Source organism: Thermoanaerobacter sp. CM-CNRG TB177 (genome assembly GCF_018588165.1).
Lineage (GTDB): Bacteria > Bacillota > Thermoanaerobacteria > Thermoanaerobacterales > Thermoanaerobacteraceae > Thermoanaerobacter > Thermoanaerobacter thermocopriae.
This window is the reverse complement of sequence record NZ_JAFCAC010000075.1, coordinates 39934-59654: the sequence shown is the minus strand read 5'-3', so window position 1 is coordinate 59654 and position 19721 is coordinate 39934. Positions and strand designations below refer to the sequence as shown.

Genomic DNA, 19721 nt, shown 5'->3' with positions numbered 1-19721 from the left:
ACTAATGGCTTAGGCATTATTCAGCATATTAGTTTCTATGACGATGATTCTTTAGATGTCAATACTGCTAAATCTGCTGCCGAGTCTAAAGATTTATATGATTCTAAAACTTTAATCCCTTCTCTTAATGAATTCTTTAATTTACATCCTATTTTCTCTTATAGATACTTCTTAGGTGACGCCGGGTTTGATTCTTTTGATAATTACAAATACTTGTTCTCAGAGCATGGCATAATACCTATTATCCCTATTAACCCTCGAAATTCTAAAAACTTACCTCAGCCTACTTTTAACTCTGATGGTATCCCTACCTGCCCCCGTGACCCTTCTCTTAAAATGTCCTATGATGGCATCGTTCGGGAAAAAGGTAGAGCTACCAGAATTAAATGGCTTTGCCCTATGTCCAAAAAAGTTAGACTAAATGGTAAAACTACTTATATCCTTCAATGTGATAACCCCTGTACCTCTTCTAAATGTGGCAGAATATTCTATACTACCCTTGATATTGATTTTAGAAAAAATACTTTTGTCCCTCGTAACTCTAAAAAGTGGTCCAAACTTTATGAAAAACGCCCTATTATTGAAAAATCTATTTCTCTTTTAAAAAGTTCTATCGCTGTTGATAGCTTTAAACTCATAAATACCAGGTCTATCAAAGCTGATGTTTTTCTTGGGGCTATCACTCAACATATTGGTTTAATTATTACTGCAAAGCTTGGTACTTTTGAACATCCTTTATCTTTAAAAAAACTTTTGGCTTGATGACTTGTTCTTATGGTTTGATTCGTTTGTCACCTTCTTACATTAAAAAGGTGTGTTAAGTTTTGTCTTTTGGGGATTTGTATCTTTCTTCCATTTCTCTTTTTTTACTTTGAGTCTTAAATTAACATGTAATTTTCCTCTTTTACCCCTAATAATGTAACTTTTTTACTTTGATATTTACTTCATTTTGCAATCACCTAGTAAAATTTTTTGTTCTTTTATTCTCATGTCTGCTCCCAAACTCTATAGTATAGCAAAATAGTTTAAGAAATTTCATTTATATTTTACCATATATTTATAACTTGTCAATATCTTCTTGGCAAAATGATAGTGTTCATTTACTGTATAAAAATAAATTGTATTTGTCAAGTGAAAAGTACTTCAAATTTCAAATGAATTTACCTTCACTTATGATATAAAAACCATGCAATATTTTAACTCTTTATCTATTCCTCCATTTGGAGGGTTATTTTATTTTAAAAATTGTTCACTCTATCTGCTGTTGTATAGACGTTCGCAAAAAGTTTGTGGTAGCTGCTATTCCTATTACTGATTCTAATAATGTTACTACTTATGTTAAACGGCGCTTTTCTACCTTTAACTCTGACCTTATAAACTAAAAGATTGGCTTCTTAGTTACAATTGTTTTGAAGTTTGTATGGAGTCTACAGGTAAGTATTGGCTCTACATTTTTAATGTTCCTGAAAAATTCTGTCATGTTATTATTGCTAACCCTAAGTATCTCGATGCTATTAAAGGCCAAAAAAGATGATACGGATACTCCCTGGATTGCCGATTCGTTCAAATTCGGATTCGGAACTGTTCCTTCTGTGGTGTTAGTATATTAAAAAAGCAATTAAGTTTTTGGAAAAAGAAGGCTGTACTATTATCATTCCGGCAACAATATAATAACTCTCATTATTCCATCACTTACTACTGGCAGCCTCTTATAGGATGCTCTTATTGGTGTGCATAAATTCCAAAATTTTACTTTTATACTACCACCTTATTTAAAACATACGTAAAACATCTCGGTAAGTAACAAAAAGTATTAATGCAATTAGAATCATAAAACCAATATAGTGTATATAACCTTCTTTTTCGGGGGGAACTGGTTCACCTCTTACAGCTTCTATTAAAACAAAAAGTATCCTCCCGCCATCAAGAGCAGGAAATGGTAAAAGATTAAAAAGCCCCAAGTATGCACTTATAAAAGCAGAAAAAGTCATTAAATTTAATAAACCTGTTTTTGCTACAGTACCAATTGTATATACAATACCAACAGGTCCCATTATATCATTCGCAGATACTTTGCCACCTATAAGCATACCAAGTGTTATCACAATCATTTTTAAAAAATATACAGTTTTATCTATCGCATTTGTAAAAGCCCAAGGCAGTGACCTCTTATACTCTGGTATAATTCCTATCATGTTTTTAGAGGATTGTTTATCAAAAACAGGTTTTATATCTTTTGTTATAATATTTGAATCTCTTTCAATAGTTATTTGTATTTCTTTATCTTTTGTAGAACTTATGGCTTTTTCTAACTCCTCCCATGTATTTATCTTTATATTATTTACCATTACAATTTTGTCCCCCGGCAAAATTCCTGCTTTTTCAGCGGGATATCCTTCCATTACGGATTTTACCTGTGGTATCGGACTTCCTATATTAAAAAATACAATAAAAAGCAATAAAAAAGCTAATAGTATATTCATTAGAGGTCCTGCCGCAAAGACAGCTAACCTTACAGGCCAAGGCTTATTTACTATAGCCCGCGGGTCATTAGATTTTTCATCTTCACCTTCTAAAGCAACATAACCACCGAATAGCAATGCTCTAAAAGAATACTCTGTTTCTCCGTATTTCTTTTTAAAAAGTCGTGGACCAAAGCCAATAGAAAATTCATTTACTCTAGATCCAGAAAGTTTTGCAACGATAAAATGTCCAAATTCGTGAAACATTACTAAAACGCTTAAAACAATTATACTAATCAATATTGTCAAAATATATCACCTCATATATCTTTTTGCTATTTTTTCCTTAACCTCTTTATCCACATTTATTATATCATCTAAAGTGGGATTTTGTATATTATTATGTTCTTTCATACTCTCCTCTATAATTTCAGCTATTTGTAAAAATTCTATTTTTTTATTTAAAAACAAAGACACAGCTATCTCATCAGCTGCATTTAATACGGTAGTCATAGTTCCTCCAATTTTTAAAGCCTCATATGCTAACGACAAACATCTAAAAGTTTCTAAATCGGGTTTTTCAAAAGTTAATTGGGTTATAACAGAAAAATCCAAAAACTTTACTTCTTTTATGTAGTTACGAGTAGGATAATTTAAGGCATACTGAATGGGTATCCTCATATCGGCAGTAGCCAGTTGTGCAATTATGCTGCCATCTATATATTCTACCATTGAATGAATTATACTTTGAGGATGTACAACAACATCAATTTTATCTTCAGAAATATCAAATAGCCATTTTGCCTCAATTACTTCAAACCCTTTATTCATTAAAGTGGCAGAATCTACCGTGATTTTTTTTCCCATTTTCCAATTAGGATGATTTAGAGCCTCATTTACAGTTACTTTTCTCAAATCTTCTTTTTTTTTCCCTCTAAAAGGACCTCCAGAGGCTGTTAAAATCAATCGAGATACTTCTTTTTTGTCATTTCCTCTTAAACATTGGAGTATAGCAGAGTGTTCACTATCTACAGGTAAAAGACTTATATCCTTCTTTTTTACCAAATCCATTACAATTTGTCCAGCTGTTACAAGTACTTCTTTATTTGCTAAAGCAATATCTTTTCCCGTCTGGATGGCTGTAATTGTTGGAAGAAGTCCGGCAATTCCTTCTACAGCTACCACCACTAAATCGGCATCGTACTTCACAATTTCTTGAAGCCCTTTGCTGCCAGTTAGAATTTCGACATTTTTTTTTAGATTCTCCCTTAATTGGTTAGCTTTATCTTCATCTTTTACTGCTACAACTTTAGGATTAAATTCTCTAATTTGTTTCGATAAAAGTTCTACATTGTTATAAGCTGTAAGTCCTACTATTTCAAAATTTTCTCTAAAATTTTTTATTACGTCTAATGTTTGTGTACCTATAGAACCAGTTGAGCCGAGAATTATTACCTTTTTCATGAAGTACATCCCTTTCTAAATTAAGTACTGAAAAATAAAGTATATGAAAGGAGAAACAAATAAAATACTATCAAATCTATCTAAAATTCCTCCATGGCCAGGAATTGTATTTCCAAAATCTTTAATGTAACAATTTCTTTTTATAAAGGAAGCAATTAAATCTCCACATTGAGCGATTATACTTCCCAATAAGCCTATAATTACAGAAAGATATATACTGACATTCGATTGAGGAAATAGCCAAGCAAATACAGCACAGCTGATGGTAGAGCCTATGATTCCTCCAATCCCTCCTTCTATCGTCTTTTTGGGACTGATTGTAGGAGCAAGTTTGTGCTTTCCAAAAAATCTACCGGTAAAATAGGCAAAAGTATCCGTCATCCAAGAGACTATAAAAACAAACCATACTATGTACATTCCTTCAGGCATTTCTCTAAGTTTTTGTATGTACAAAAAGAAAAGAGGTATATAAATGATTCCCATCAAAGTCAAAGCGTAATCTTTGAGATTATATTTTTTATTAGTTAAAAACAGCAAAAAAAGCATCATTGCGATTATAACTAATACATCTACTTTTGCGATTTTACTTTCTAAAAAATATAAAAGGATTGCTGACAAATATCCAAAAATTTTTACAGGCCGTACCCCAATATTTTTTATAGCATTATAAAATTCATTAAGTCCTAATATGCTTACTAAAACTAATGCAATTTTAAGCATATTCCCCCCTTTTATTAAAATGAAAAATAAAATTGGCAAGCCTACTATCGCACTTATAACTCTTGTTTTTAGCATATTTATTTACCACTCCTTACTATACTCCCCCAAATCTTCTTTGGCGAGTTTGGTAATACAATATTGCTTCAATAAGATGTTCTTTGCCAAAATCCGGCCACAGTACCTCTGTAAACCAAAGCTCAGAATAAGCAGATTGCCATAATAAGAAATTGCTCAATCTTTTTTCTCCACTTGTTCTTATTATAAGATCTGGATCTGGCTGGTTTTTAGTATACAAATTTTCACTTATAGTTTGTTCTGTAATTTCCTCAATGGACAATTCTTTATTTAAAATCTTTGTGCAAATTTTTTTCACAGCCTTTACTATTTCATCTCTTCCGCCATAATTTAACGCTATATTAAGTACAAGTCCAGAGTTGTTTTTTGTTACATTTTGCGCCCTCTCTATTTCAATTTTACACTTCTGTGGTAAAACGGAAATATCCCCTATAAAGTTAATCAATACATTATTTTTGTTCAATTCGTCTATTTCTTTAGAAAGAAATTCAACGAGTAAATCCATTAAAAAATTTACTTCTTCTTTAGGTCTTTTCCAGTTTTCGGTTGAAAAAGCGTACAAAGTTAAATATTTTATCCCTAATTCTCTAGAGGCTTTTACAACCTCTCTTACAGCATTAACACCAGCTTTATGGCCATAAAATCTCATCATCCCTCTTTTTTGAGCCCATCTTCCATTTCCGTCCATGATAATCCCTATGTGAATAGGCAATTTATTTTTATCAATCTTGTCACTCAAATCTCTATTTTTTTGTCTAAAAAACACCATTTATTTTCCTCCTCATTTTATAAGGGCGCCCCCTCGTCAGAGGGGGATTAAATTCTAATAACAGTAATTTCAAGAATGTTATTTTGTTCTTTTATCCTGGCAACTTTTAAACGAGAACCCTCATATTTAAAAATAGATTTTGTCTCTACAACGTTAAATTTTAAGTCCTTAGGTAATTTTTCTATTATTTTATGTAAATCCATCCCTATAAAATTATTATAATAATCTGTCAAATTTCCATTATCTCCTTTTCTTTAGCTTCCACCACTTTGTCTATCTCTTTAATATATTTGTCAGTTAATTTTTGAATTTCTTCTTCTCTCTTTTTTCTTTCATCTTCCGAAATTTCGCCATTTTTTTCCATTTTTTTTACAGCATCATTAGCATCTCTTCTTATTTGCCTTACTGCTACTTTTGCCTCTTCTGCTTTTTTATGAACTAACTTTACCAATTCTTTTCTTCTTTCTTCAGTCAATTCAGGAAAAACTAATCTTAACACTTTACCGTCAGAAACTGGATTAATTCCTAAATCTGATTTCTGTATTGCTTTTTCAATATCGCTTATTTTTGAAACATCCCACGGTTGTACAACTAGTACTCTTGGCTCCGGAGCTGTAATGGTGGCTAATCTGTTAAGAGGAGTTGGAGTACCATAATAATCTACCATAATTCGGTCAAGTAGTGCAGGATTTGCTCTACCTGCTCTTATAGCAGCTAATTCGTTTTTTAAAACGCTCAAAGATTTTTGCATTTTTTCTTCGCTAGCTTTTAAATAATCACTCATACTTAAACCTCCTTCACTATTGTACCAATATCTTTTCCTGTTACTACTTTCTTTATATTTCCGTAGGTAGTAAGGTCAAAAACTATGATTGGTATTTTATTGTCCATGCATAAAGAAGTTGCTGTTGAATCCATTACTCCTAAACCTTTGTTTAAAACATCTAAATAAGATAATTCTTTAAATTTTACAGCGTCTTTGTATTTATTTGGGTCTTTGTCATAGACTCCATCTACTTTTTTAGCTAATAGTATGACCTCTGCATCTATTTCCGCTGCTCTTAATGAAGCAGCAGTATCAGTTGAAAAGAAGGGATTCCCTGTCCCAGCAGCAAATATAACAACTCGTCCTTTTTCTAAGTGTCTTATTGCTCTTCTGCGTATATAGGGTTCTGCAATTGCTCTCATCTCAATAGCAGTCTGAACTCTTGTAGGAACTCCCCGTTGCTCTAAAGCATCTTGCAGTGCAAGAGCATTAATTACAGTCGCAAGCATTCCCATGTGGTCTGCAGTAGTTCTGTCCATCCCAATACCTTCTCTTCCACGCCATATATTTCCTCCGCCAACTACAAGACCAATTTGAACTCCCATTTCTTTCACTTCTTTTATTTCGTCTGCTATTCGATTAACTGTGTCAAAATCGATTCCAAATCCTTTATTTCCTGCCAAAGCTTCTCCTGAGATTTTCAGAACTACTCGCTTGTAAACAACTGACGACACAATAACACCCCATTCTTATAAGTTCTATAAAAATTTTGAAAATCCTTCTTAATCTTTTAAGTAATTTATAAAAATGGGACACAACCGTGTCCCTATGTGGTTGCCTATTTAATTTTATTACTCATTTGAGGAAGTTTCAATACCTTCTCCTCTTTCAAATCTAACAAATCTTCTTATTACAATATTTTCTCCTAATTTTGCAATCGTCTCATTTAGCAAATCTTTCACTGTTTTTTCTGGGTCTCTAATGTATTCTTGTTCTAACAAGCAATTCTCTTTGTAAAATTTTTCAATACGTCCTTCAACTATTCTATCTACGACATTTTGGGGTTTCCCTTCATTTAACGCCTGTGCTTTTAAAATTTCTCTTTCTTTTTCCAAAACAGCTTGTGGCACATCTTCACGAGAAATATATTTTGGATTTGCGGCAGCAATTTGCATGCATATTTCTTTAACAAAATTTTTAAATTCATCAGTATTTGCAACAAAATCTGTCTCACAATTTACTTCTACTAAAACCCCTATTCTTCCACCACTGTGTATGTAGGCATCAACTAAGCCTTCATTAGCAACTCTACCTGCTTTTTTAGCAGCAGCAGCCAATCCTTTCTCTCTTAAAATATCTATGGCCTTTTCCATATCTCCATTTGCTTCCATTAAAGCTTTTTTACAATCCATCATTCCAGCGCCAGTTCGTTCTCTTAATTCTTTAACAGCTTGTGCTGATATCATTAGAAAAACCTCCTTAGATAATGATAAATGATATACAATAGTGGTAAGGAGCTTTGCCTTTTTCCTTACCACTAGACAAAAATTTTCACTCTTCTGAAGCAGCAAATTGTTCACCTTGATTGCCTTCAATCACTGCATCTGCAATCTTGGAAGTAATAAGCTTGACAGCTCTTATAGCATCATCATTTCCTGGAATAGGATAATCGATTAGCTCAGGATCGCAATTGGTATCTACAATAGCTACAATTGGTATTTCCAAGCTTCGAGCTTCTGCCACTGCGATAGCTTCTTTTTTGGGGTCAACTATGAATAAAGCGGAAGGCAGAGACTGCATATTCTCTATTCCGCCCAAAAATTTCTGCAATCTTTCCTTTTCTTTCCTAAGTTTTATTACCTCTTTTTTAGGAAGAACATCAAAAGTTCCATCTTCCTCCATTTTTTTGAGTTCTTTTAATCGTTGAATCCTTCCTCTAATTGTTTTAAAATTAGTTAGGGTTCCACCTAACCACCTTTGATTTACATAAAACATACCACATCTTTCTGCTTCTTCCTTAATAGAATCCTGAGCCTGTTTCTTGGTCCCAACAAAAAGAATAGTGCCCCCTTCCATGGCCAACTTTTTGACAAATTCATAAGCTTGTTCCAATTTTTCTACCGTTTGTTGTAAATCAATGATGTAAATTCCATTTCTTTCTGTAAAAATATAAGGAGCCATTTTAGGGTTCCATCTTCTTGTTTGATGACCAAAATGTACCCCTGCCTCTAATAACTGCTTCATTGAAATTACCGACATACATACACCTCCTATGGTTATTCCTCCGCCTAAATCCTCTTGCAAAAAGACCTTTTCAGGCACCCTTTTTGCAATCATTAGGCGTGTGTTATTGACTGACAATGAATACTATATTATATATTTTGCTAAATGTCAATATATTATCACACTTTTATGTCTATATGGCCTATAGTTTTTTTGCTTTTTTTACCTTTATCTTTTTCCTGCTTATTTTTTTGTTCAGAGTTTTGGCGATCTTTTATAAGAGTTTTTTCTGTTTTTTCGAGTTCATTAGGCTTTGTCTTCTTTATTTCATTTTCTCTATTAGAAATGGTTATTATTTGCTGAGAATAAATGACAGGCTTTTGAAGGTCAATTTGTTTCAAATTTCCTGCCTCTACAGTACGAGGTAGAATAGATTTTAAATCAATAGGGGAATTGGAAGACATAAAATTCATCTCCTTATTTTAGAGGAAAAAATTTTATTTCTTCCTCATTTTTTATAAACATAGCATATTTAATAGGTTCTTGTATCTTTAAAGTAACGTCATCAATGACGAGTTTAGTTCCTGGAAATATTGTATCAAAAACTTTTATAATTCCAATACTAGAACTTTTTATTTCCTCCTTTAAAGAATTTAATTCCTCACTTAGACGATGATTTAGAGAAATTAAATCTTGGAAAGATTTTTTAGCTTTATGATAAATCTCCTCTTTATCAGGAGGTAATTTTTCGATTTTTTCTATGTACTTAAGAATTTTTCCTATTTTTTCTAACTGGGCATTGTTTTGTTCTATTTGAGAAGTTAATTCCGCTATTTTCAGCCTCTTTTGAGGCAGTATACCTACTTGTAATTCTGTATACGTTCCTATTTTTGAACCAATATTTGCCGCTGAAATTTCTCTTGCAGCTACAATTTTACTGCCAATAATTTGGCTTTTATTTCCTAAAAGTTTTACACTTCCTCCTGCTTTTACATCGCAATAAATTATCGCTTCACTGTATATATCTTCTCCGGCTTCTACACTGCAGTTTTGTAAATACTTTGCTGTAATATTTCCTTCTGCGATAATTTTTGCCCTTCCAGCGCCCTGTACTCCTTTATGAATACTGATATTTCCTTTTGCTATTATAGTGGCTGCTTCCACTACTCCAAAAATTTCTATATTACCTTCACTTTCAACAGTAAAACCTGATTTAACATTTCCAGTAATTTTTACACTTGCTACCGTTTTTATGTTTCCTACAGAAGTGTCGACTTCTTTTACTTCCAAAAGAGTGTGCACTTCTATTTTGTTGTTTAAAACCACGATATGACCATCTACAGAAGCTACAAGCTTATCATCATCAATATAAGTATTTTTTCCAAGAGGAAGTCTTACATCTTTCCCGCCTAAAGCATCAACTTTTTGTCCAAAAACATCAATTCCTGGTTGCCCTGCGGTAGGATTTATTTTTCGAGCTATTATTTGGCCCTTTTTGATGTTTTTAAACAAGTCTAAATTTTTATAGTCTACACTTCCGTCCTCCAAAATTTTTGGGGTTGCAGCCTTTTCTACGTCTATCTCAAAAATTATCTTTCCATCTTCTCCATTTATAGGCTTTTTCCCTTCTGCAATTAATACACCTTTTACCTTTTTCAAATCTTTACAAATATTATCTATAACTTCGAATTTTATTCCGTATACTATATTATGTTTTGCGATTTCTTGTAATAAAACTTCTTTATTAATACTAATGCCATCGGGGTCTTCAATTAAAGTCAAATAGGCTTGTTGTTTATCTCTCGATACGTCAATAAGTACTTTGTACTTTTTTTCATCCATTTTAAAGCCCCCATTTTAAAAGTATCCACTTAATATCTCCCTTATCCTTTTGATAGCTTTTGTATGAATTTGTGATATTCTAGATTCTGTTAAATTTAAAATTTTGCTTATGTCTTTGTAGTTTAAATCTTCATAATAATACAATGTTATTACTAATCTTTCTTTATCTGGTAAATTTTTAATAGCATTTGCTAGTTTTCTTTTCAGTTCTTTGTATAATACTTCCTCTTCTGGGTTTTTTAATTCGACGTCTGAAATAGCATGTAACTTAAAATTATTTTCAATAGCTTCCTCTAAAGAATTAACATTAGAAACATTGATATAACTTAAAGTTTTTAAAACGTCTATTTCATTTAAGCCACAAGCTTCTGTTATTTCTTCAACTGTAGGTTCCCTATTATATTTTTGTTGAAGTGTTTCTACGGTTTCTTCTATTTTTCTGTACTTTTTTTGAGACTTCGAGGCATCCAATCTTTTTTCCGCAAATAGTCTATTATTTCTCCTCTTATTCTTAAAGTAGCGTAAGTTTCAAATTTTACACCTTTACTAGGCTGATATTTTTCAATTGCATCGATAAGGCCAAGTACTCCTTGATTTATCAAGTCTTCATACTCAGATTGAGTAATATCAGAAATGATGAGTTTTTTGACAATATGTTTGACAAGCGGCATATACTTGATTATTATTTCATTTCGTAGATTTGGGTCTTTACTAGAATTATAAGTTTTCCATATATCCTCCTCCACTAATGCCATACAAAATTCCCCCAATTTTTAAATATATTTTATTCCATAACCAATAGTTTTAACTAATAGTCTTCCATCCTCAGAATAAAACTCAATAGTTCTTCCATAATTTCCACCTATATCTTCCGCAACGACCGGTATACCAAGTTTTCCTAGTACTTCTTTAGTAGCAACTGCATTTCTTTCTCCTATGTTCATAATGTCAGAATTTATCTTCGAAGAAAACATTTGCGCTCCTCCAGCAATTTTACTAATTAACCTTTTAGGATTAGCGCCCAATTTTACCATCTCTTCAATCAAAACTTGGATACCGGTATCGGCAAACTTAAGTTTATTAGAATTATCAGATATTTTGTTACTATAAGGTAACATAATATGTACCAGACCTGATATTTTTGTAATTGGGTCATAAAGAACAATTCCGACACAAGACCCCAGCCCAATAGTTGTAAGAATTCCTGGGCTTTGTGTGACCTTTGCATCTGCCATTCCAACCCTGTAAATCTTATTTTCCATTCACTTCAACTCCAAGCGCTTTTAGTATTAAATCAAAAGAATTAATATCTGGTATTAAGAAGAAATCACCTTTTATAAGTTTTTCTCCCTCTATAAATTGGGTCTCAATAAACAAAATCTTATCAGAAATTTCTCCGTATTTAATAGCCGGAACACTCAAAATTGCTCCTGCCATGTCTATACTTATTGCGGGAGGTGAAATTTTTATATTTAAAGAAGTAAGAGTAGATAACGAGGCTACATAGCTACCCGCCATAATATTTCCTATTTCTTCTAAAGCGGATTTTTCTAACTCATCAAATTCTTCTTTTACTTCCAATCCCATGAGACTCCAAATAAGAGAAGCAGCGCTTTTTATATCAAGTGCAAAAAGAATATTACCCTTTACATCTCCATCTAGATCGAAATAAATGCCAACAATGATCGTATCAGCAGAGCCAAAGATATCTGATACTTCTTGAAAATCTAGAATTTTTACCTTTGGCACTTGCATGTCCACTTTTTTGCCAATCATTGTTGAAAGAGCAGTTATAGCATTTCCTGCTCCAATATTTCCTAATTCTTTTAAAATGTCTAAGTACATTTCATTTAATCGGCTAATATCCACATTTCTCACACCCTGACATCTAATAATTTTTTTAAATCCAAAATGAGAAATACCTTATCTTTAATTTTTCCTACTTTGCTGACGAATTTTCCAAATTCATCAGAAGCCTCATTAAAAACCAGGTTATCAATATTTTCTTCCGCAATATCAACCACTTCATTAGCATTATCTACAATCATGCCTACTAACATATCGTAAGCCTTTAAAACCACAATTCTTGTATCTTCATCATACTCTTTTTCAACTAAACCCAATTTTACTCTTAAAGAAATCACAGGAATTATTTCGCCTCTTAAATTTATAACGCCTTTTACATGACTTTCAGTCTGAGGAACTCTTGTTATAGGCATTACTTTTTCTATAGTCTGCACTTTTTCTATGTTTATTGCATATTCTTCCTCATCAATTTTGGCGATAACATATAGGCTCAAAGTTCTCCCTCCCTGTTAAAACAAATTGTTGGCATCGACAATTAAGGCCACTTGGCCATCTCCCAATATTGTAGCTCCTGCAATAACTTTGACATTAGAAAGATACTTCCCTAATGGTTTTATGACTATCTCTTGCTGACCAATTAATTCATCTACAGTACAACATGCTAAATTTTCGCCTTTTTTGATAATTACACACACCAAATTTCCATTGTCAGAAGTCTTTTTGGTTTCTAATACTTCATTTAATCTTATTATTGGAATTACCTTTCCTCAAAAAAGAACTACTTCCTTCCCTTGAACATTGTGTATTTCATCCTCTTTTTTATGAACTATTTCTGAAATTGAATTAAGGGGAATTGCAAATTTTTCATCTCCCACTTTTACTAATAAAGCTTGTATAATTGCTAAAGTAAGAGGAAGTTTAATTATAAATTTTGTTCCCTTATTTATTTCTGATAATATTTCAATTGAGCCGTTTAAAGATTCGATTTTATTTTTTACTACATCTAATCCTACGCCTCTGCCAGAAATATCTGTAACTTTGTCAGCAGTGCTAAAACCTGGCCTAAATAAAAGGTCTAAAATTTTATCTTTAGAAAGGTCATTTACTTGCTCAGCGGTGTAAATGCCTTTCTCTACTGCTTTTGCTTTGACTTTTTCTATATCAATTCCTCTTCCATCATCACTAACTTCTATTATGACATTATTACCTTCATGATAAGCTCTCAAATTAATAGTACCTTGTTCTGGTTTCCCCTTTTGCAACCTTTCTTGTGGCATTTCGATACCATGATCGATAGAATTTCTTATAAGGTGAACTAAAGGATCACCAATTTCATCTATAACAGTTCTATCTACTTCTGTATCTTGTCCATACATATTGAGAATAATTTTTTTGCCTAACTCGTAAGATAAATCCCTTACCATCCTTGGAAATCTATTGAATACTCTTTCAACCGGTACCATTCTTACCTTCATAACAGCATCATGTAAATTAGTAGTTATTCTTTCGAGATATTCAATAGCACTTGCAGTTTCAGAGTTTCTGTTATCTGCCTCTAATCCCTCAAGGCGGGTTTTTATGATTATAAGTTCACTTACTAAATTCATTAAATTATCCAATCTGTCTATATCTACTCTTACACTTTTTGAAGTTTTATTACTGCTTTGAGATTTCTTTATGTTCTCAAAACTTTGAGATTGTGAAGAAGATACCTCTTTGACAAACCTTTCCCCTTCTTTATTTAAATCAATGTTTATTAGTTCCACTTCCACCTTGTTAACCTCAGCAATAGACAATAACCTTTCTTCAATACTTTCTTTATCTTCTTTTGTAATGATGTGAACAGTGAAGCTATCCTCAAATTTTTCATCTTCAATATCTTCTACAGAGGGAGAAGAATTTATTATGTCTCCTATTTCATCTAAATTATTAAAAATTATAAAAGCACGAGCGGATTTCATAACACATCCTTTGTCAATATGTACTGTTATCTTATATGCTTTGTAATTATCTTTTGCTGCCTCTCTTATTATATCTTCTTCGTATACATTCAATAATGTATCGCTACTGGATATATTATCTTCTTTTTCTACAACAGCCTCTTTATTTTTAGATTTAGAACTCACACCCGAAAGTAAAAATATCAACTCATCAACAGATACATTATCTTCTCCTGTTTGTGATATTGAATCCAGCATCTCACTTAAAGTATCTACACACTTAAAGAGAATATCCATGATAGGATGAGAAATGTTTAATTCGCCATTTTTTACCTCTTGTAATACATCCTCCATTTTATGAGCTAATTTATTCATGTTTTCAAAGCCCATAGTAGCAGCCATACCCTTTAAAGTATGGGCAGATCTAAAAATTTCATCGATTATTTGCTTATTTTTAGGGTCATTTTCCAAAAGCAATAAATTGCTATTTAAATTTTCTATATGTTCTTGCGATTCTTCAATAAATATATCGATATATTGATTATTTTCCATAAAATTCCCTCACCTTCTCGATTATTTCTACTGGAATTTTATCCAAAGGAAGAACTTTGTCAACAAATCCTGTTTTTATAGCGTTATAAGGCATTCCTTTTGCCAAAGAAGAATCAATATCCTGACATATAATAAAGCTTCCTTTCTCTTTTAAATATTTGAGTCCTTTTGAACCATCACTTCCCATGCCTGTCAAAATAACAGCTATTATGCAAGCATTTATTTGGGAAGCACTTATGAAAGTAGCATCAATGGAAGGTTTATAAACAGATTCAAAATCAGTAGTTAGTTTAATTTTTACTTTATCATTCTCTTCAATTAATAATAAATTTTTATCGCCAGGTGCAATATAAGCTACATTTTTCAAAATTTCCTCTCCATCTACTGCTTCTTTTACTTTGAGATTACAATTTTGGTCTAATCTTTCTGCCATCATTTTAGTAAACTTTTCTGGCATATGTTGTACTACAATTACTGAAGCAAAAAGGTCCTTTGGTAAATTTGTCAATATATATTGCAGTGCTTTAGGCCCCCCAGTAGAAGCCCCAATTATAACAAGACAATCATTTTTCATAAATCATTCAATCCCTTTTTGTCTACTTTTTCTCTGTTCTTCAAAGATATAGCTTATAATCTTTTCTCTCACTTTTTCAGAAATGTCCACATAACAGATACCAATTTCATATCCTTTTTCTAATAATTCTTCATATCTCACTACTTTTCCGCTTACTGTTATCTCTTGGTCTAATGTAAAAACACAATTTATGATAGTCCCTACCTCTAATTTTTTATCTACCTTACATCTTAATCCTCCACCGCTTATATCTTGAATAAGGCCTTTATAAACCTTATCTTCTTCTCCACCACTAATAGTATAAGTAAAGGGAATCACTTTTTCTAATCTAAAATACTGTCTCCTTTGCAATCTTTCTACACTGCTTATAGGCATTATTTCTAAAAGAGCAAGTTTTCCAGAAAATCTATTTAAAACCTTGGCATAAAAGGTAAATAAACCTTGTTTTGTAAAATAAATTATTTGAACTATTGAACCTATTCTCACAGGAACTAAATGTCCACTGTATACTGGAGTATCAATTAATATAGTTCCATTTTTAGAAATATCCTGTACTTGAGATGAGTACATGGTCTTGCCATTGTTTAAACCTATCCTCAATTTTTGCCCCGGTAGTAAATTTATCTCATTCATCTAAATCCTCCTCTATTGATAAGTCTAGAAAAAATACCCCACAACCCCTTGTTTTCTATAGGAGGAGATTGATTAGCAATTTGAGCTGCAATTTGTAATATCCTTTTTGAGGTTTTACTATTTTCGTATTTAAGGACAATGGGATTTTGCTCAATTATACATTCCATCATCTTTTCGTCATTTTCCAAATAACCTAAATCAATCAAAGATACACCTAAATAGTTTTTAACTACTGTTTCAAACCTGTCATAAATTTTTTTGTATTCATTAAAATTTTTTACCTTATTTATCAGCACATTAATCTTTTTATCTTCACCTACCAGTGAATACTTAATAAGAGTATATGCATCCATAATAGACGTGGGTTCAGGAGTTACTATGAGTAAAACTTCATCAGCCGCTTTCAAAAAATTGCTAACTACGTTATTGAGCCCTGCACCCGTATCTATAATAATAAAATCGGAATAATAGTCTAAAATTTTAATGTTGTTTAGAAAAAGGCTTAAATCCACTCCTTCATTGATAAGGTTGAAATCTCCACCAGAAGATATGTATTTTATGCCTAAAGGTCCTTCGCTTATAACTTCTGTTATCATTTTGTTGTTGTATAAAACATCTAATAAAGTATACTTAGAAGTAACTCCTAATTCAATTTCGACATTTGAAAATCCCAAATCTGCATCAATAATCGTAACATTATAGCCCAATTTTTTAAGCCCCAAAGAAAGATTTACTGAGATACATGTTTTGCCAATTCCGCCTTTACCACCTGTAATTGTAATAACCCTGCTTCTTTTTATCTTCTTTTTTTGGGAAACCAATTTTCTTAAACTTTCAGCCTGGTCCATCATATACTAATTCCCCTTTACTATGCTTGAGGCGATAATTTCACTTCCTGCTAAAGTTATATCATCAGGAACTATTTGTCCATTTGTAAAATAAGAAATTGGCCGCCCTGAATAATAAACAGCATTTAAAATAGAACTATAATTATCGGTTTCATCTAATTTTGTAAAAATCAATTTATAATTTCCTGCAAATTCATATCTTTTTATCACTTCCTTTAAATCTTCCGATTTAGTCGTAGCACTCAAGCATAAATAAGTTTCATCACAGTTTGCATATTTAATGAAGGTTTTTAATTCATTTATTCGCTTTTCATCTTTATGGCTTCTTCCCGCTGTATCTATCAAAACAACATCGTACTTTTCAAACTCTGGCTGAAGTTTATGAAGGTCAAAAATATTATTTACTACTTTTACTGGCACTCCTAAAATTTCTCCATAAGTTTTCAGCTGGTCTACCGCCGCTATTCTGAAAATGTCTGCTGTAACAAGCATTACATTTTTACCTTCATTCAATATCAAATTAGAAGCAATTTTTGCAATGGTAGTAGTTTTCCCCACTCCAGTAGGTCCAATGAACAAAATTTTTTTGCTTTTTTCAGTATTCAATTTTTGAGGAGGTCCCATAAAAGCATCTATTCGTTCCTTTAAAATTTTTATTCCTTTATTATCAAATTCATCAATTCCCTCCCCCAATAACTGAGACACTTCCCTTTCTATTCCATAATCTATTAATTTAGAAACTAAGGTTTTCTCCTTAGCTTCTGTAACCGTTCCATTTTTATTGGTAGCTATAGTTTTAATCAAATTTTTAAGTTCATTTATATCATTTTTTGTAATACTTTCTTTAGGGATTACCGGTGGGTAATCTTCTACCGCTGCTACTACTTCCACTTTACTCTTCTTAAAAAGTCCTATAATCCCTCTTTCTTTAATTTTGTTTTGATGAAGTATTACAGCGTTACTTCCCATTTCCGCTTTTATCATTCTTAAAGCTTCTTGATAATCGTTAGCAATATATTTTTTAACTTTCATTTAATCTCACCGTCCCCACCGATGCAACTTCAATATTTGGTAAAAGTTCGTTATATGACAAAACAGCAATATCAGGAGAAATTTGTTCTACTAACTTTCTGAGATAAAATCGAGTTACAGGCGCTGTCAGAATTACAGGTTGTCCACCCTTTAAAGTTACCTTTTTTGCTAATTCATGGATACTCTTTAAAATCCTTTGTGCCGAAGAAGGTTCCAATGCTAAATAAGAACCATGTTCTGTCTGAGTTATACTAGAGGATATTAACTGTTCAACACTCGGATCTAACGTTATAACTTCAATCTTACCATATGGAGCATATTTATTGGAAATAGTACGAGCTAAAGCCTGTCTTACATACTCTGTTAAAACATCTGTATCTCGTATAATAGGAGCATAATCAGCTAAAGTCTCTAATATTGTAACTAAATCTCTTATAGATAGCCCCTCTCTTAAAAGGTTAGAAAGCACTTTTTCTATTTCACCTATTGTTAAAAGCTTAGGAACTAATTCTTCTATTAAGGCAGGATTTGTAGTTTTTACATTGTCAATTAAACTCTGTACTTCTTGCCTTCCTAAAAGTTCATGGGCATGCTGTTTTATGACGTGAGTAAGGTGAGTAGCGATGACAGAAGGAACATCTACTACTGTATATCCCCTTGCTTCTGCTTTTGACCTTTCGTTTTCATCTACCCAAATTGCAGGCAATCCAAAAGCTGGTTCTCTTTCTCGAATCCCAGAAATATCTTCATCTATTTCTCCTGCCGTCATAGCCATATATCTATCAACGTATACCTTACCTCTGGCAATTTCATTTCCTCTAATTTTTATAATATATTCATTAGGCTTTAATTGAATATTATCTCTTAAACGAATCATTGGGACCACGATACCCAAATCAAGAGCAATTTGTCTTCTTATCATGACAATCCTATCTAACAATTCTCCACTTGCAAGAGGAATCAATTCATAGCCAAATTCCAGTTCAATAGGGTCAATTTGCAATAATTCATATACTTTCTTAGGATCTCTTATATTCTCTAACTCTTTTATGTTTTCTTCTTGTTCTTCTTCTTTTACTGTTACTTTTTGAGTCCCTGCAAATCCAAGATATGCAAACAATGAACCCATTAAGATAAGTGGAAGTTTAGGTAAAAGAGGTACTAATACCAGTGCAAAGAGCAATCCAGCTGCTATTTTTAAAATTCTAGGCTGATTGAAGAGCTGCTTTATTACATCCCCTCCTAAATTTGACTCAGAAGCTGAACGAGTAACAATCATTCCAGTAGCAGTTGATATCAAAAGTGCTGGTATTTGATTTACTAAACCCTCGCCTACTGTTAAAACAGTATAAGTATTTAAAGCCCTATTTATATCCATCCCCTTCATTACCATTCCAATAATGAGACCTGCAACAATATTTATAATTATAACAATTATAGAAACAATTGCATCGCCTTTGACAAATTTACTAGCACCATCCATTGCTCCATAAAATTTTGCCTCTTGCTGTATTTCCATTCTTCTCTCTCTAGCTTCTTTTTCTGTTATAAGGCCTGCGTTTAAATCAGCATCTATTGCCATTTGCTTTCCTGGCATTGCATCCAAAGTAAATCTTGCTGACACTTCAGATACTCTCTCTGCTCCTCTGGTTATGACGATAAATTGTACAATTGCAATTATCAAGAAAATAATGAATCCGACAACTGGATTTCCACCTATTACAAAAATTCCAAAAGCCTGTATTACGCCACCTGCATAGGCATTGCTTAAAATAAGTCTCGTACTCGAAATGTTAAGAGCCAGTCTCAAAAGAGTAGTTATTAATAATATAGAAGGAAATATAGAAAAATCTAAAGCATCTTTTACATACATAGTAGTCAAAAGTATTATTATAGACAAAGTTATGTTAAATATTAATAAAAAGTCCATGATAACGGGTGATACAGGAATCATTATGAGCAAGACTATTCCTACTACAAAAAGAGCTACAGTAAGCTCAGAGGATTTCAAATTA

20 protein-coding genes and 2 pseudogenes are annotated in these 19721 nt (G+C 32.3%); 1 reads left to right on the top strand and 21 read right to left on the bottom strand.

What is annotated here, in order from left to right; translation table 11 throughout:
- The coding region (locus tag I4N53_RS09720) for a transposase (protein ID WP_214496122.1) at window positions 1–762 on the top strand (762 nt) is incomplete at its 5' end.
- 1010 nt (window positions 763–1772) lie between these two features.
- On the opposite strand, the gene rseP is transcribed toward I4N53_RS09720, so the two are convergent.
- The 21 genes and pseudogenes from rseP to flhA form a co-directional block, all read right to left on the bottom strand.
- Window positions 1773–2771, bottom strand: coding sequence for an RIP metalloprotease RseP (rseP, locus tag I4N53_RS09715; RefSeq protein WP_214496121.1), 999 nt, complete (start codon window positions 2769–2771; stop codon window positions 1773–1775).
- 6 nt (window positions 2772–2777) lie between these two features.
- Complete coding sequence (locus I4N53_RS09710) at window positions 2778–3926, bottom strand: 1-deoxy-D-xylulose-5-phosphate reductoisomerase (RefSeq protein ID WP_214496120.1); 1149 nt, start codon at window positions 3924–3926, stop codon at window positions 2778–2780.
- A gap of 15 nt (window positions 3927–3941) precedes the next feature.
- Window positions 3942–4721, bottom strand: coding sequence for a phosphatidate cytidylyltransferase (locus tag I4N53_RS09705; RefSeq protein WP_003866739.1), 780 nt, complete (start codon window positions 4719–4721; stop codon window positions 3942–3944).
- 19 nt (window positions 4722–4740) lie between these two features.
- Window positions 4741–5490, bottom strand: coding sequence for an isoprenyl transferase (locus I4N53_RS09700; RefSeq protein WP_003866738.1), 750 nt, complete (start codon window positions 5488–5490; stop codon window positions 4741–4743).
- 47 nt (window positions 5491–5537) lie between these two features.
- Entirely contained in the window at window positions 5538–5723 is a 186-nt protein-coding gene (locus I4N53_RS09695; protein ID WP_003866737.1) for a hypothetical protein, read from the bottom strand.
- Complete coding sequence (gene frr, locus I4N53_RS09690; RefSeq protein ID WP_003866736.1) at window positions 5720–6274, bottom strand: ribosome recycling factor; 555 nt, start codon at window positions 6272–6274, stop codon at window positions 5720–5722. Before frr ends, I4N53_RS09695 begins: the two co-directional genes overlap by 4 nt.
- A 2-nt stretch (window positions 6275–6276) precedes the next feature.
- A complete protein-coding gene (gene pyrH / locus I4N53_RS09685; RefSeq protein WP_004396202.1) occupies window positions 6277–6990 on the bottom strand; it encodes a UMP kinase in 714 nt (237 codons plus the stop codon).
- 117 nt (window positions 6991–7107) lie between these two features.
- Window positions 7108–7722 carry a translation elongation factor Ts gene (gene tsf, locus I4N53_RS09680; protein ID WP_003866734.1) on the bottom strand — a complete coding sequence of 205 codons (615 nt, stop codon included), beginning with the start codon at window positions 7720–7722 and terminating at the stop codon, window positions 7108–7110.
- 85 nt (window positions 7723–7807) lie between these two features.
- On the bottom strand, window positions 7808–8515 hold the full coding sequence (gene rpsB / locus I4N53_RS09675; protein ID WP_003869145.1) for a 30S ribosomal protein S2: 708 nt from the start codon (window positions 8513–8515) through the stop codon (window positions 7808–7810).
- Between the two features lie 143 nt (window positions 8516–8658).
- Window positions 8659–8943, bottom strand: a complete 285-nt coding sequence (locus I4N53_RS09670) for a hypothetical protein (protein WP_009052398.1) — start codon at window positions 8941–8943, stop codon at window positions 8659–8661.
- Between the two features lie 13 nt (window positions 8944–8956).
- Window positions 8957–10321 (bottom strand): DUF342 domain-containing protein, encoded by a 1365-nt coding sequence (locus tag I4N53_RS09665; RefSeq protein WP_003866731.1) that lies wholly within the window; start codon window positions 10319–10321, stop codon window positions 8957–8959.
- A gap of 15 nt (window positions 10322–10336) precedes the next feature.
- Window positions 10337–11076, bottom strand: a pseudogene (locus I4N53_RS12705) (FliA/WhiG family RNA polymerase sigma factor).
- Between the two features lie 18 nt (window positions 11077–11094).
- The gene (locus I4N53_RS09655; RefSeq protein WP_029689059.1) at window positions 11095–11583 is read right to left on the bottom strand and encodes a chemotaxis protein CheD; all 489 of its coding nucleotides are present in this window, start codon (window positions 11581–11583) and stop codon (window positions 11095–11097) included.
- Window positions 11573–12190 carry a chemotaxis protein CheC gene (locus tag I4N53_RS09650; protein ID WP_214496119.1) on the bottom strand — a complete coding sequence of 206 codons (618 nt, stop codon included), beginning with the start codon at window positions 12188–12190 and terminating at the stop codon, window positions 11573–11575. The genes I4N53_RS09655 and I4N53_RS09650 overlap by 11 nt, the downstream gene beginning before the upstream one ends.
- A 5-nt stretch (window positions 12191–12195) precedes the next feature.
- Complete coding sequence (locus I4N53_RS09645; RefSeq protein WP_029689057.1) at window positions 12196–12621, bottom strand: chemotaxis protein CheW; 426 nt, start codon at window positions 12619–12621, stop codon at window positions 12196–12198.
- A 15-nt stretch (window positions 12622–12636) separates the two neighbouring features.
- Window positions 12637–14619 (bottom strand): annotated as a pseudogene (locus tag I4N53_RS09640) (chemotaxis protein CheA).
- Complete coding sequence (locus I4N53_RS09635) at window positions 14609–15193, bottom strand: CheB methylesterase domain-containing protein (RefSeq protein ID WP_214496118.1); 585 nt, start codon at window positions 15191–15193, stop codon at window positions 14609–14611. Before I4N53_RS09635 ends, I4N53_RS09640 begins: the two are co-directional and overlap by 11 nt.
- A gap of 3 nt (window positions 15194–15196) precedes the next feature.
- Window positions 15197–15826 (bottom strand): flagellar brake protein, encoded by a 630-nt coding sequence (locus tag I4N53_RS09630; RefSeq protein WP_009052403.1) that lies wholly within the window; start codon window positions 15824–15826, stop codon window positions 15197–15199.
- Entirely contained in the window at window positions 15823–16677 is an 855-nt protein-coding gene (locus I4N53_RS09625; protein ID WP_012269362.1) for an AAA family ATPase, read from the bottom strand. Before I4N53_RS09625 ends, I4N53_RS09630 begins: the two co-directional genes overlap by 4 nt.
- 3 nt (window positions 16678–16680) lie before the next feature.
- Window positions 16681–17706 (bottom strand): AAA family ATPase, encoded by a 1026-nt coding sequence (locus tag I4N53_RS09620; RefSeq protein ID WP_003866722.1) that lies wholly within the window; start codon window positions 17704–17706, stop codon window positions 16681–16683.
- Window positions 17696–19717 carry a flagellar biosynthesis protein FlhA gene (gene flhA / locus I4N53_RS09615; protein ID WP_214496117.1) on the bottom strand — a complete coding sequence of 674 codons (2022 nt, stop codon included), beginning with the start codon at window positions 19715–19717 and terminating at the stop codon, window positions 17696–17698. Before flhA ends, I4N53_RS09620 begins: the two co-directional genes overlap by 11 nt.
- Between the last annotated feature and the right edge of the window lie 4 nt (window positions 19718–19721).

Bases quoted from the DNA above. Each gene is read 5' to 3' on its own strand.
- I4N53_RS09665 (WP_003866731.1), bottom strand. From the start codon at position 10,321: ATGGATGAAAAAAAGTACAAAGTACTTATTGACGTATCGAGAGATAAA.
- I4N53_RS09700 (WP_003866738.1), bottom strand. From the start codon at position 5,490: ATGGTGTTTTTTAGACAAAAAAATAGAGATTTGAGTGACAAGATTGAT.
- I4N53_RS09705 (WP_003866739.1), bottom strand. From the start codon at position 4,721: ATGCTAAAAACAAGAGTTATAAGTGCGATAGTAGGCTTGCCAATTTTA.
- I4N53_RS09670 (WP_009052398.1), bottom strand. From the start codon at position 8,943: ATGTCTTCCAATTCCCCTATTGATTTAAAATCTATTCTACCTCGTACT.
- tsf (WP_003866734.1), bottom strand. From the start codon at position 7,722: ATGATATCAGCACAAGCTGTTAAAGAATTAAGAGAACGAACTGGCGCT.
- I4N53_RS09635 (WP_214496118.1), bottom strand. From the start codon at position 15,193: ATGAAAAATGATTGTCTTGTTATAATTGGGGCTTCTACTGGGGGGCCT.
- I4N53_RS09625 (WP_012269362.1), bottom strand. From the start codon at position 16,677: ATGATGGACCAGGCTGAAAGTTTAAGAAAATTGGTTTCCCAAAAAAAG.
- I4N53_RS09655 (WP_029689059.1), bottom strand. From the start codon at position 11,583: ATGGAAAATAAGATTTACAGGGTTGGAATGGCAGATGCAAAGGTCACA.
- I4N53_RS09710 (WP_214496120.1), bottom strand. From the start codon at position 3,926: ATGAAAAAGGTAATAATTCTCGGCTCAACTGGTTCTATAGGTACACAA.
- rpsB (WP_003869145.1), bottom strand. From the start codon at position 8,515: ATGTCGGTAATTTCAATGAAGCAGTTATTAGAGGCAGGGGTACATTTT.
- I4N53_RS09630 (WP_009052403.1), bottom strand. From the start codon at position 15,826: ATGAATGAGATAAATTTACTACCGGGGCAAAAATTGAGGATAGGTTTA.
- frr (WP_003866736.1), bottom strand. From the start codon at position 6,274: ATGAGTGATTATTTAAAAGCTAGCGAAGAAAAAATGCAAAAATCTTTG.
- I4N53_RS09620 (WP_003866722.1), bottom strand. From the start codon at position 17,706: ATGAAAGTTAAAAAATATATTGCTAACGATTATCAAGAAGCTTTAAGA.